Origin of the sequence: Streptomyces sp. URMC 127 (genome assembly GCF_051386535.1) — a bacterium.
Taxonomy (GTDB): Bacteria; Actinomycetota; Actinomycetes; order Streptomycetales; family Streptomycetaceae; genus Streptomyces.
Map to the genome: position 1 here is coordinate 1 of NZ_JBPQTW010000202.1, position 12,460 is coordinate 12,460.

The window sequence follows — 12,460 nt, forward strand, 5'->3', positions numbered from 1 at the left end:
CCACGGCCCCCTTGGCCCCTTCGGCCCCTCTGTCCAAGCACCCGTGAGCGCCGCCGCCGGGTCCGGCGGGAGCGCCGGCCGCGGGCCGGGGCCGGTCGCCTTGGAGCCGGTGGTCATGTTCCTGGCCCAGCCGGGCAGCCGTGGCTCGGGCAGCCGGACGGACGCCCGCACGGGGCGCGGGCGGCGCTCGGGCGGCGTGCGGTGGACGGTCACCGGGCGTACGGGCCGGGCCGTCGGCTCCAGCGCGAGCAGGCGGGCGTGGAGGTCCGCGGCGTCGGGAGGGCGGTCGTCGGGGTCCTTGGCGAGCAGGCCGAGGACGATGCGCTCGAAGTCCTCCGGCAGCTCCGGCCGGTGGGTGCGCGGCGGCACGGGGGCGGTGTCCCGGTGGCCGACGAGCACGGCCCAGGCGTCGTCCATGGCGAACGGCGGGGCGCCGGTGGCGAGCTCGTACAGCACGCAGCCCAGGGAGTACAGGTCGCTGCGGTGGTCGACCGGGCCGCCGCCGATCTGCTCGGGCGACATGTAGTGGGGGGTGCCCATGGCGATGCCGGTGCCGGTGAGGCGGGAGGAGAGCGAGGAGTAGCCGATGGAGTCGCCGAGCCGGGCGATGCCGAAGTCGCAGATCTTCACGCTGCCGTCCGTCAGCCGCATGACGTTGGCGGGCTTGAGGTCGCGGTGGACGACGCCCTGCCCGTGGGTGTAGGCGAGGGCGGCGGCGACCTGCTCGGCGATATCCAGGATGTCGGGCACGGCCAGCGGCTGCCCGCAGGCGTCCTCCAGGAGCTCGCTGAGGTTGCGGCCGTCGAGGAGCTCCATGACGAGGAAGAGCACGCCGTCGGACTCGCCGAAGTCGTGGATGACGGTGATGCCGCGGTGCTGCAGCGCGGCCGCGACGCGCGCCTCGCGGCGGAAGCGCTCGCGCAGCACCCGGAGGTAGGACGGCTCGTGCCGGGGCCCCATGGGCTTGAGGCACTTGACGGCGACCTGCCGGCCGAGCGACTCGTCGAGCGCCCGCCACACCTCGCCCATGCCGCCCCGCCCGATGCGTTCGAGCAGGCGGTACCGCCCTTGGATCAGCCTGGTGTCCGCCATCCCGCGCCGCCGCCCCCGTCGATGCCCCGCGCTTCCCCCGGCCCGTCCAGTATGGCGGCCCGTCTGTGCAGGTTGTAGACGGAAGGACGGCTACCGGCCCCGAGTCTCGCGACGGCGCGGAGGATGTGCTTGGGCGGCAGCTGCCAGCGGACGCGGGCGGGGATCAGGCGCAGCGCCGCGCCCGCGGTGCGCAGCCGCCGGGTGACGACGGCCGGGGGCGGTGCCGGCCGGCCGTACAGCTCGTGGGCCCAGGGAGGCAGCGCGGCGTACGCGAGGGAGGCCGCCCGCCCCCAGACCAGGGCGCGCGCCGGGACCGCCGCGCGCGGCACGGGCGGGCGCCGCAGGAAGGCGTCGACCCCGCGGGCCTCGGGGGTGAGGGCGAGCCCGGGGCGCATCTTTTCGAAGTAGGCGGCCATCCGCCCGGCCGTGTCCGGCACGTCGGCAGGGTCAAGGCCGACGAGGCGGGCGGACTGCCGGTGTTCGGCGTAGTAGGCGTCGGCCTGGGCGTCGCTGAGGCGGATGCCGGAGCGGCGGACGACGTGGAGGTAGGAGTCGATTTCGGCGCAGTGCACCCACAGCAGCAGGCCGGGGTCGTCCACGGGGTAGCGCTCGCCGGTGTCCGGGTCGGTGGCGGACAGGCGGCGGTGGATGCGGCGGACGGCGGCGCCCGCGCGCTCGGCGGCCTCGGTGGTGCCGTACGTGGTGGTGCCGACGAAGTCCGCGGTGCGCAGGAGCCGGCCCCAGGCGTCCTTGCGGAAGTCGGAGTTCTGCGTCACGCCGCGGACGGCGCGGGGGTGCAGCGCCTGCAGCCACAGGGCGCGCACCCCGGCGATCCACATCATGGGGTCGCCGTGCAGCTGCCAGGTGACCGAACCGGGCCCGAAGAGCCCGGGGTCGGCTTGCGGCATGGGGCACCTCCCGTCGTCGTCAGGTTATCGGCGCACGCGCGGCATCCCCAGGCCGATCCAGGAGATGATCTCCCGCTGGATCTCGTTGTTGCCGCCGCCGAAGGTGAAGATCACAGCGGCACGGTAGGCGCGCTCCAGCTCGCCGTGGAGGGCGGCACCGGTGGAGCCCTCCTTGAGGGGGCCCGCGGCGGCGAGGACCTCCATGAGCCAGGCGCAGGCGTCGCGGCGGGCCTCGGAGCCGTAGACCTTGGCGGCGGAGGCGTCCTGGGGGGTGAGGGCGGAGCGCTGCAGGGCGTCGACCATCTGCCAGTTGAGGAGCTTCATCGCCTCCAGGCGCAGGTGGGTGCGGGCGAGCCGGGTGCGGACCCAGCCGAGGTCGATGACGCGCCGGCCGTCGGCGAGCTTGGTGGCGGCGGCCCAGCGCCGGACGTCGCGCAGGGCGCGGATCGCGGTGGCGCCGTGGGCGGCGAGGGTGACGCGCTCGTGGTTGAGCTGGGTGGTGATCAGCCGCCAGCCCTGGTTCTCCTCGCCGACGCGGTTGCGGACGGGCACGCGCACGTCCTCGTAGTAGCCCGCGGTGGTGCTGTGGGAGGCAAGCGTGTTGATGGTGGTGCAGGAGTAGCCGGGGGCGCTGGTCGGTACGAGGAGGAGCGTGATGCCCTTGTGCGGCGGGGTGCCGTCCGTGACGGGAGTGGTGCGGACGGCCAGCCAGATCCAGTCGGCGCTGTCGCCGTTGGTGGTCCAGATCTTCTGCCCGTTGACGACGTAGGTGTCGCCGTCGCGCACCGCGCGCGTCGTGAGGGAGGCGAGGTCCGTGCCGGCGCCGGGCTCGCTGTAGCCGATGGCGAAGTCCAGCTCGCCGGAGAGGATCCGCGGCAGGAAGTACGCCTTCTGCTCCGCGGTGCCGAACTGCATGAGCGTGGGGCCGACGGTGTTGAGCGCCATCAGGGGCAGCGGCACGCCGGCCTGGGCGGCCTCGTCGAAGAAGATGAACTGCTCCATGGGGGTGCGGCCGCTGCCGCCGTACTCGGCCGGCCAGCCCACGCCCAGGCGGCCGTCCGCGCCGAGGCGGCGGATCGTGGCGCGGTAGAAGCGCTTCTGCGCGGCGGGGTCGTCGTGGCTGCCCGGGTCCCGGCCGGAGACCAGCCCGGCGAAGTAGTCGCGCAGCTCCGCGCGGAAGCGCTGCTGTTCCGGGGTGTATTCGAGGTCCACGGCCCCTCCAGGGTCTCGCCCGCGCCGACGGCGCACACCGTAGAACCTGTTCCAGAAATGTGGAAGGCGGAGAAACAGCGGAAGGCGAAGAAACAACAGACCTCGCAGGGCGTCAGCCCTGCGAGGTCCTGTCAGAAGCGTCAGAAGCGGCGGACGGCGCCGCGGCCGTCAGCGGCCGGCGTGCCGGCGGTGGCGCCCACCGGCGGGGGTGCCGCCCCCGCCGCGGCGCCGGCTGTGCGGCACGGGGCGGGTGTGGCCGTGGTGGCCGCCGTGCTCCGCGGCCTCCAGCTCGGCGAGCTCCTGGTCCAGGCCGAAGCGCTCCAGCAGCGGGATGCGGTAGAGCCGCGGCAGCAGCCAGGCGTGCCAGACGCCGGTGACGAAGAGGATCGCGGAGGAGGCGATCAGGACCGAGCCGAGGGTGTCGGTCGGGTAGTGGGCGCCGACGTACCACCGGGAGAAGGCCACGAGCAGCACGGCGAAGGCGCCGACGACCAGGACGGTCCGCCGGTGGCGGGACTCCCGCAGGAGGAAGTACGCGGCGATGACCATGGCGACGGTGAAGGCGGTGTGGCCGCTGGGGAAGCTGTTGGAGCCGATCTCCGGGTCGAGCATGAACTCCCTGGGCGGCCGCGGCCGGGCGACGATGGCCTTCGCGAGCTGGGTGCTGTTCCAGCCGACCGCGACGACGAGGAACGTGGCGACCGCCGTCACCGGACGGCGCCGCACGAACAGCAGCCAGCCGCTCCAGGCCGCGAGGATCAGGACGCCGGCGACCGGGGACGCGAGGGCGCTGACCCCCTCCATGACCACGTTCAGCCACCCGGTGCGGAAGGTGGTCTGGACCGTGCGGTCCAGCTTCAGGTCGTGCGGCTGGATGAGGTCGGTGTGCACGGCGACCAGGCCCAGCGTGATCGCGACGGCGAACAGCAGGACGGAGTTGCGCAACCAGTGGCGCACGTACGGCATGGGTGGGGCGTCCTTTGAATCGTTAGGGCGGTACCGGCACGGCAGTACACGCGAAGGTGACGATCGCCTGCCGCAGACGGACGACGGCACGGCTGTACGGCAAAGCTACACGCGCCGCGCCCGCACCCCCTCGGGGGCGCCCGTCCCGGGCGGCCCGCACGCGCCGCCGGTGGGAGCCGCTCACCGGCCACGGAGCACTCTGCGTGAGGGAGGAGCACCGGACCGTGAGACGCGGACCATGCCGGAAGGGGGAGACAGTCCGGCGCCGCGGCGGCCGCGGAGAGCGGGATTCAGCCGATCGTGGGCGGTCCCCCCGGAGCGGAGCGGTCACCCTGGACGCCGCGACCGCCCTCCCCGGTTCCCTCGCGGCGGATTCTGTGGGGAATCTCCGGTCTGCCGCGCACCCTGCCGCGCACCCTGCCTCAAACCGGATTCCCCCCTTCCTGGTGGCCGGATTCCACTCCTTACTCACGAGGCCCATCAACCCCGGACGTCCGGGCGGGGTCCTGCCCCCTGTCCGCACACCGACCGGAGCAGAGGGGTTTGCACGCCATGAACGTACGCACCGTCCGCAGAGCCGTGACCGGGGCGCTCGCCACCGCGGCGATGACCGCGGCAGTCCTCACCGTCCCCGCCGCGGCCGCCACGGCCGACGGCGACGCCGCCGGGCGGCACGACCGGCACTCCGCCACCCGCAGCGCCATGGAGGCCCAGCTCCGGGCGGGCATACCCGGCGTCCTGGGGCAGGCCCGGGACGCCGGCGGCACCTGGCAGGGGTCGGCGGGGGTCGCCGACCTCGGCACGGGACGCCCGCGCCTGGCCCAGGACCGCTTCCGCATCGGCAGCGTCAGCAAGGTCTTCACCTCCGTCGTCCTCCTCCAGCTGGAGGCCGAGGGCAGGCTGAGCCTGGACGACTCCGTCGACCACTGGCTGCCCGGCGTGGTCCGGGGCAACGGCCACGACGGCCGGAAGATCACCGTCCGGCAGCTGCTCAACCACACCAGCGGGGTCTACAACTACACCGCCGACCCCGGCTTCCAGAAGCTGCTGGGCCCCGGCTTCCGCGAGCACCGCTTCGAGACCCACACCCCCGCCGAGCTGGTGAAGGTCGCCATGTCGCACGCGCCGGACTTCCGGCCGGGCGCGGGCTGGAACTACTCCAACACCAACTACATCCTCGCCGGCATGGTCGTCGAGAAGGTGTCGGGGCATCCGTACGCCACCGAGATCGAGCGGCGCGTCATCCGGCCCCTCGGCCTGCGCGGCACCACCCTCCCGGGCACGTCGCCGAAGATGCCGGACCCGCACGGCACGGCCTACACCACGGCGGGCTCCGAGGACCCGGGCACGAAGCCCTTCGACGCCACCGAGCTCAACCCCTCCTGGGGCTGGGCCGCCGGCGAGATCATCTCCACCACCGGTGACCTCAACCGCTTCTACGGGGCCCTGATCGGCGGGAAGCTGCTGCCCGGGGCCCAGCAGCGCGAGCTGCAGACCACCGTCTCCACCCGCGGGCAGATGCCGGGCGCCCGCTACGGCCTCGGGGTCGCCGAGATCCCGCTGTCGTGCGGTGTGACCGTCTGGTCGCACACCGGCGGCATCCACGGCTCCGTCAGCCTGGCCGCCGCCACGGCCGGCGGCAAGCACACCGCCGCGTTCAACCTGAACGGCGACTGGGGCGGTGACCTCACTGCCCTGACCGAGGCCGAGTTCTGCGGCAAGGCGCCGTCCGCGGACACCGCCGCCCGCACGCCCGAGCGCTCGCCGCAGAAGGTGATGACGCTGCGCTGACCCGCCGGCCGTCCCGTACGCACGCGGCCGTCCCGTACGCACGCGGCCGTCCCGTACGCACGCGGCCGTCCCGTACGCACGCGGCCCGCGGCTGTCACCAGCCGCGGGCCGCGGTTCACTCGCTCGCCCTGCGTCCTGCGCCCTGCGCCGGGCGCGGGCCGTCAGGGCATCGACGCGCCAGGGCGCCGAAGGTCAGCCCTGGCAGATCCCCCGGGCGTAGTCGAAGGTCGCGGTCGCCTGCGAGTACTTCCACTGCGGGGCCAGCAGCTCGGAGTCGAGCTGCTTGGCGGCCTCCGGGCTCTCCACCATGTACCCGAAGTCCTGCAGCCAGGACGGGTAGAGGTTCTTCGAGCCGATGTAGAAGGCCGAGCCGTCCACCGAGACCAGCTTGTGGTGCTGGGCGTACGGCTTGCCGTCCGCCCACTTGGCGCTGTCCGAGCTGCGGGCGGTCGCGAGCTGCAGGTTGCTGCACATGGCCGTCTTCGCCCCCTGCGCGCCGCCCGGGAGCAGCGCGAGGCGGTTGCGCAGGACGTCGCTGATCTCGTTCAGCGACTTGATCTGCGAGTAGCCCCCGCTGCCGACGGCGCCCCGGTTGGCGGGGTCGCTGACGACGATGCGCACCTTCACGCCGGCGGCCAGCTTCGCGGCGATCGCGTCGTACAGCCGGACGTCGTAGCGCGGCAGCGGCGGGCAGGTGGCGTTGAGGTCCTGCTGGGAGATCTCGACGTGGCTGCGCGCGCTGGCGACGAGGGCGCGCAGGGCGCTCTCCTCGGGGTTGACCGTGTCGTAGTCGCGGTCGGCGTTGGTGTTGTCGTGCAGGCCCACGACGCACTTGGTGTCCGGCGCCGTGGGGAGCTCCGGCCGGAAGGCCGACGAGGGGTCGGAGTCCTTGATGCCGACGCCCAGTCCGCCGACGGCGATGACGGGGACGTTCCCGGTGGCCGGGGCGGGGACGGGATTGGCGTCCTTCTCCATCGTGGGCATGCATCCGGCGCCGGGTGAGGCGGCGAACCACACGCTCGCGATGTTGCTCTTGTTCTCGCAGGTCCAGGACCACAGCTGGTCCAGGTAGCGGCCCGCGGAGCCGGCGGCGGGGCCGGTCAGGGCGAGGTCGACGTCGGACACCGGGTGGGTGGTGTCGACGTAGTCGTCCTTCCAGCTGTTGATGCCGCCGGTGATCGCCGACTGCCCGTCCACGACCAGGAGCTTGGAGTGGTTCCAGGAGAACGCGGTCTTGGACGTGGTCATCGACGCGACGTTGAGCGTGATGCCGTCGGCGGCCTTGCCGAGCTTGTCGCGCAGCTCGTCGCGGTACTTCGAGGGCAGCACGTTCATGTGGTAGACGGGCGCGGCGCCGACGAGGACGCGGACCTTCGGCTTGTTGCCGTTCTCCACCGACTTCTTCAGGCCCGCGACGATCGCGTCCTGGAACGCCCCGTTGGGGAACGGGGCGAGGGTGGATATGTCGACGGTGCGCTTGGCCTTCGCGATGTTGTCCGTCATCCGGGCCAGCAGCCGCTGCGTGCCGGGGCGCTCGGAGCAGCTCGCGTCGCCCCAGCAGCCGGGGGTCTGCAGCAGCCAGCCTGCGGGGTCGCCGGCCGGGGCGTCCAGGGCGTTGCCGGCGGTGCGCTCCCACACGCGGCCTTCGAGGCCGGGCGAGACCTGACGGAGGGTCTGTTCGACGGCGTCGAGGTGCGGGGTGCCGGAGTCGGCGGACGCGGGGGCCGCGGGGAGCGCGGCGAGGACGAGGGCGGAGAGCGCCGCGGGACCTGCGGTACGTGCAGTACGGGTTAAACGGCGGAGCCGGTGACGAGCCAAGGTGCTTCCTTTTCGGGGGTGCTGGTAACGACCAGGTGATCATGAAGTGATCACCCGGTGAAGCTACCAGCTCACCGGAAGGAAGCGTTCAGGAGGAACCGGTCAGGAAGAACAGCTGCTGCCACCGCCACAGCTGGAGCTCGAACTGGAGCAGGACGAGTGGGACGAGCAGCTGGAGTGGGACGAGTGACCTGAGTGGCCCGAGTGGTGCGAGCCGGAGGAGCAGCTGGAGGCGCTGGAGCAGCTGTACCCGCCGGACGAGGAGTACGAGGAGTACGACGCCGAGGACGCGGCGGAAGACTTCGCGGACTTGGAGGTCTTCGCAGGCGTGCTCGTGCGGGGGCGCGTCCGTATCGCCAGCCTGAGCTGGTGCAGGTACGGCTGGTCCGGCTCGGGCCCGTCCGTGCCGTGCATGGCGACGACGCCCGCGACGCCCTCCGGGTGCTCGGCCGACGCGCGGACGCGCCAGGGGCCGACCGTGCCCAGCCGGTCGGTGAACTCCCGGCCGTGCGGTGTGAACCCGGGCTTCGCCGTCTGCGGCCCGTGCGCGATGCGGAGCTTGATGCCGCCCGCGAGGACGGCGAGACCCACGATCGCCACCGGGAGGGCGGCGGGCACGCCGAGCAGCCCCAGGGCGATGACGGCTCCGACGACGAGTCCGCACACCTGCACGTCCGCGGCCCGCCGCCACTTCTGCTGCGCGGCGGCGGACATCAGCAGCCCGCGGTTGACGAGCGAGCTGCGGACGCCGTCGACGGCGGCGTCGAACTGCAGCGAGACCCTGAGGCGGTACAGCTTGGTGCCCCAGTCGGGGCCGCAGCGGGCCAGCAGGGCGCGCTCCACGGCGTTGTCCGCGGAGGCCCGCTCCACCTTGAGCTTGCCGGTGCTGTCGACGGAGACCCGCCCGTCCTCGCACATGCGGGCGACGACGGTGTCCACCACCCGGGCCGGCCCGCCGCGCAGGTAGGCGACTTCGAGCAGCCCGGGTTCGCCCGGCGCGGGCGGCGGACCGGCGAGGGTGCGCCTGCGGGTGACGGTCAGCCAGGCCGAGGGGGCCAGGAAGGCGAGGAACATCGCGACGGTGAGCGCGACGATGCCTGCGGTCATAGGTCGGTTGCCTTTCGGGTGATGCGCGAACGCAGGGTGCGCCAGGCCGAGGCGAGGCGGGCGGGTGCCGGGCGGAGCCGGGCCGCGGGATCCTCCGCGTGCTCCGCCGTCGCGTGGGGCGTTACCGCTTGGGCAGTTGCCGCTTGGGCCGCCCGCCATTCCGCGAGGCGCTCCCGTTGCCCGGGGCCGGTCAGGGCGCCGTCCGTCTCCAGGAGTCGTGCGGCGAAGTCGAGGGCGTCCTGGCGGTAGCCGTGGTGCATGGGCCGGCCCCGGGCGTAGTCGAGGAACAGCCGCCGGAAGTCCGGCCCCAGGATCGCGGGGAGCTCCGGCGCGACCTTCGCCACGACCTCCGCGCGCTTGCCGAGCAGTGCCCGGCGCTGCGTCTGCAGGCGCTGCGGGTCGTGCCCGGGCGGCGGGGGCGCGTCCGCGACGAGCGCCGAGAGCAGGGCGTGCTGGGCCTGGGCGAGGCGCAGGCGTGCGGCGTCGGTCGGGGAGGCGGCGGGGGCCACAAGGTCCGACGGGGCCACGACGTCCGTGACATCCGTGACATCCGTGACATCCGTTACGGCCATGGGGTCCGTGGGGTCCCTGGGGTCAGACACCGGAGGTCTCCTTCTGCCGCCGGGCCGGCTGCGGCGAGCGCCGGGCACCGGCCACCGTCGCCCTGACGGCGTCCAGCTCCGCAGCGAGCTCGTCCGGCCCGGGGAAGGCGTCGTCCCGTTCCAGGAGGACGCCGGGGAGGGCGACGCGGGACGCCAGCTCGGCGAGCACGTCGAGGACGGGCCGCGTCACCGGGTGGGCGTGGGTGTCGTGCCACAGGCCGTCCCGCTCGACACCGCCGGCCACGTGCACGTAGGCGATGGCGTCGAGCGGCAGCTCGTCGAGGGCGGCGGCCGGATCGTGGCCGAGATTGACGTGGTTGGTGTGGAGGTTGGCGACGTCGAGGAGCAGCCGCACGCCCGTCCGCCCGACGAGCTCGGCGAGAAAGCGGCCTTCGGTCAGCTCCTCGTCCGGCCAGGTCATGAGGGCCGCGATGTTCTCCAAGGCGAGCGGTACGGGCAGCATGTCCTGCGCGATGCGGACGTTCTCGCACAGGACGTCCAGGGCGTCCCGGGTGCGGGGCACGGGCAGCAGGTGCCCTGCCTCGATGCGCGGCGAGCCGGTCAGCGGCCCCCCGGACCGTACGAAGGCGATGTGCTCGGAGACGAGCGGCGAGCCGAGGGCCTCGGCGCGCTCGGCCAGCGCCGCGAGCCGGGCGAGGTCCGGGCGGTCCGCGCCGCCCAGGCCGAGGGAGACGCCGTGCGGGATCACCGCCGTGCCGCGCTCGCGCAGGAGGCGGAGCGGCTCGGGGAGATGACCCGGGCAGACATTCTCGGCCACGACCTCCACCCAGTCGGCGCGGACCGGGCCCGCGAGAGCGGCGGCGAGCTCCGGCCGCCAGCCGACCCCCGTCCCCAGCGCGCCGGGCACACCGGACTCGCTCATGGCCCCGCCCCCCCGTCTTTCCCGTGCTCCCCTTGGCGCCGAACAGCTGTGGCCGAACGCCTGTACTAGGGGATTTCCCAGCGGGACACTCTACAAATCCTCCCCCGGCCCCCAAGGTCCCCGTACATCTCGCGTATGACACGCGGCGTTCGCGCCGGACCTCAGACGTACGGAACACCGCCTCACGGTCGGATTACCGCCGGTGGTCCGGGGCCGTAGTTTCTTGATCATCAGCAGGGCGCGGGGGCCGCCGCCGTGCGGCGGGCCCCTCCCCGGCCGATCCCGAATCCCGGATTCCGGGGCTCCGGACTCCCGGAAACCTGTATCGCGACGTGAGGCGGACCATGTACGGCAAGGCATTTGCTCCCGAGTACCGGGGCTCCCTGGAGGACCTCTCGGTGAACGCTTCCCTCGAAGAAGTGCTCGCCAAGGCCGTCGAGCAGCGGCAGCAGGCCGAGCTGACGGGCTCCGCCCTGGACTCGGCGCACGCCGAGCTGGCCGTCGCCGAGGCGAGTCGGCGGCTGGGCCGGGTCGCGGAGGCCGAGCGCGCCTGGAAGGCGAGCTACCGGGCCGCGCGGGAGGCCGGTGACCAGGGGGCGATGGCGTGGGCCGTGTGGAGCGGCGGCACGCTCGCCCGGCAGCGCGGCGACCTGGCCCTCGCCCGCAGGTGGCTCGCCACGGCCGCCGGGCTCGCCGAGCGGGGCGGCGACGTCGTCGCCCGCGGCTACTCTCTCGCGGGCCTCGCCGAGACCGGCCGCATCCAGGGCGACTACGAGGCCGTCGGCGCGCTCCACGAGCAGCTGCTGGCGGAGGCCCGGCGCCGCGGCGAGGCCCGCCACACGGTGTGGGCGCTGGAGGGCATCGCGCAGATGCACCGCAACTCCGGTTCGTACGACACGGCGCTCGCGATGTTCGAGGAGGCCGCGGAGATAGCGGGCGGGGCCGACGACGCCCGCGGCCACGCGTGGGCGCTGCGCGGGATCGCCGACGTGCTGTCCCTGCGGGGCGAGACCGGCCGGGCGCTGGAGCTGCTGTCGGAGGCCGAGGTGACGTGCCGGCGGATGAAGCTGGTGAGCGCGCTCGCGTACAACCACAAGATGCGGGGCAACGTGCTCTTCCGCGCAGGCCGGTATGCCGAGGCCGAGGAGTGCTACCGCGGAGCGCTGGCGGAGTTCGAGGAGATGGCGGAGCCGCGGGGCGCGGCGCTGGCCCGGCTGGGCCTGGTCAAGTCCCGGGCCCGGCTGGGCCACGACCGCGAGGCGACGGCCGCGGAGCTGGACGACCTGCACCGCACGCTCGGCCGGATCGGGCTGCTGCACGCGCGGCAGATGGTCGAGGCGGCGCGGGCCGAGCTGGGGGTGGCACCGGCCGGCGACCGGCCGGCTGCCTGACCGCACCTGGCCGCACCTGGCCGCGCCTGACCCGGCCTGGCCACGGGGGCCTCCGCCTGACCGTACGGCCACCGTCGCCCGGCGGCCCGGTCCCGTACGGCCCCTTTTGCGCAGGCCCTTCGCCTAGTACGGCCTCCGTCGCGCAGGCCCTTCGCCTCGTACGTCCTTCGCCTCGTACGGTCTTCCGCCTCGTACGTCCTTCGCCCGTGCCACTTCTCCGTGCCGGGCCACCACAGGAAAGAGAAGCCCATGCCCCCGCAGACCGGTCTCCGCGCTCCCGCGCCCCAGGCGACGGCCCGTGCCAGGGAGTTGGTGGAGCCGGCGCTGAGAGCCGCCGTGGCGACGCTGCACCCGCTGCCGGGCCGGATGGCCGCGTTCTCGTTCGGCTGGTGCGAGGCCGACGGCACGCCGGGGACGTCGCCCGGCGGCAAGGGCGTCCGCCAGGCGTTCGCCCTGCTCGGCGCGGAGGCGGTGGGGGCGCCGGAGCAGGAGGCGGTGCAGGCGGCGGTGGCCGTCGAGCTGGTGCACACCTTCTCGCTCGTGCACGACGACATCATGGACGGGGACGAGCGGCGGCGGCACCGTGACGCGGCGTGGAAGGCGTTCGGCACGGGCCCGGCGGTCCTGACGGGCGATGCCCTGTTCGCGCTCGCCGTGCAGACGGTGGCGGGGTCCGGGGGCGGGCACGCG

The 12,460-nt window shown here is 73.9% G+C and carries 9 protein-coding genes and 1 pseudogene; 3 read left to right on the plus strand and 7 right to left on the minus strand.

The genetic code is table 11. The features are described 5' to 3' along the window. The 4 genes from ACSNOH_RS28325 to ACSNOH_RS28340 all read right to left on the minus strand — a co-directional run. Nucleotides 1–1,092 (minus strand): serine/threonine-protein kinase (locus ACSNOH_RS28325; protein WP_436724280.1); only part of this gene is annotated, 1,092 nt, incomplete at its 3' end. Then, nucleotides 1,074–2,000 carry an oxygenase MpaB family protein gene (locus tag ACSNOH_RS28330; protein WP_436724281.1) on the minus strand — a complete coding sequence of 309 codons (927 nt, stop codon included), beginning with the start codon at nucleotides 1,998–2,000 and terminating at the stop codon, nucleotides 1,074–1,076. The genes ACSNOH_RS28330 and ACSNOH_RS28325, both read right to left, overlap by 19 nt. Nucleotides 2,001–2,024: 24 nt before the next feature. Continuing rightward, complete coding sequence (locus ACSNOH_RS28335; protein ID WP_436724282.1) at nucleotides 2,025–3,212, minus strand: acyl-CoA dehydrogenase family protein; 1,188 nt, start codon at nucleotides 3,210–3,212, stop codon at nucleotides 2,025–2,027. A gap of 168 nt (nucleotides 3,213–3,380) precedes the next feature. Continuing rightward, nucleotides 3,381–4,178: a phosphatase PAP2 family protein gene (locus ACSNOH_RS28340; protein ID WP_436724283.1), complete on the minus strand. Its 798-nt coding sequence runs from the start codon at nucleotides 4,176–4,178 to the stop codon at nucleotides 3,381–3,383. 552 nt (nucleotides 4,179–4,730) lie between these two features. Here ACSNOH_RS28340 and ACSNOH_RS28345 point away from each other — a divergent pair. Beyond that, nucleotides 4,731–5,969 (plus strand): serine hydrolase domain-containing protein, encoded by a 1,239-nt coding sequence (locus ACSNOH_RS28345; protein ID WP_436724284.1) that lies wholly within the window; start codon nucleotides 4,731–4,733, stop codon nucleotides 5,967–5,969. A 192-nt stretch (nucleotides 5,970–6,161) separates the two neighbouring features. Here the strand turns inward: ACSNOH_RS28345 and ACSNOH_RS28350 are convergent, their stop codons facing one another. From ACSNOH_RS28350 to ACSNOH_RS28360, 3 genes and pseudogenes are all read right to left on the minus strand, one after another. Further along, the gene (locus ACSNOH_RS28350) at nucleotides 6,162–7,787 is read right to left on the minus strand and encodes a phospholipase D-like domain-containing protein (protein WP_436724285.1); all 1,626 of its coding nucleotides are present in this window, start codon (nucleotides 7,785–7,787) and stop codon (nucleotides 6,162–6,164) included. Nucleotides 7,788–7,889: 102 nt separating this feature from the next. Then, the gene (locus tag ACSNOH_RS28355; RefSeq protein ID WP_436724286.1) at nucleotides 7,890–8,894 is read right to left on the minus strand and encodes a TIGR04222 domain-containing membrane protein; all 1,005 of its coding nucleotides are present in this window, start codon (nucleotides 8,892–8,894) and stop codon (nucleotides 7,890–7,892) included. Nucleotides 8,895–9,115: 221 nt separating this feature from the next. Next, a pseudogene (locus ACSNOH_RS28360) lies at nucleotides 9,116–10,379 on the minus strand (multinuclear nonheme iron-dependent oxidase); the annotation flags it as partial. A gap of 344 nt (nucleotides 10,380–10,723) precedes the next feature. Here ACSNOH_RS28360 and ACSNOH_RS28365 point away from each other — a divergent pair. Then, nucleotides 10,724–11,770, plus strand: coding sequence for a tetratricopeptide repeat protein (locus ACSNOH_RS28365; protein WP_436724287.1), 1,047 nt, complete (start codon nucleotides 10,724–10,726; stop codon nucleotides 11,768–11,770). A gap of 249 nt (nucleotides 11,771–12,019) precedes the next feature. Then, nucleotides 12,020–12,460: polyprenyl synthetase family protein (locus tag ACSNOH_RS28370; protein WP_436724288.1), on the plus strand; the 441-nt coding region annotated here is incomplete at its 3' end.

Excerpts from the sequence above, each read along its gene's own strand:
- ACSNOH_RS28330 (WP_436724281.1), bottom strand. The coding sequence starts at position 2,000 with ATGCCGCAAGCCGACCCCGGGCTCTTCGGGCCCGGTTCGGTCACCTGG.
- ACSNOH_RS28340 (WP_436724283.1), bottom strand. The coding sequence starts at position 4,178 with ATGCCGTACGTGCGCCACTGGTTGCGCAACTCCGTCCTGCTGTTCGCC.
- ACSNOH_RS28345 (WP_436724284.1), top strand. The coding sequence starts at position 4,731 with ATGAACGTACGCACCGTCCGCAGAGCCGTGACCGGGGCGCTCGCCACC.
- ACSNOH_RS28355 (WP_436724286.1), bottom strand. The coding sequence starts at position 8,894 with ATGACCGCAGGCATCGTCGCGCTCACCGTCGCGATGTTCCTCGCCTTC.
- ACSNOH_RS28365 (WP_436724287.1), top strand. The coding sequence starts at position 10,724 with ATGTACGGCAAGGCATTTGCTCCCGAGTACCGGGGCTCCCTGGAGGAC.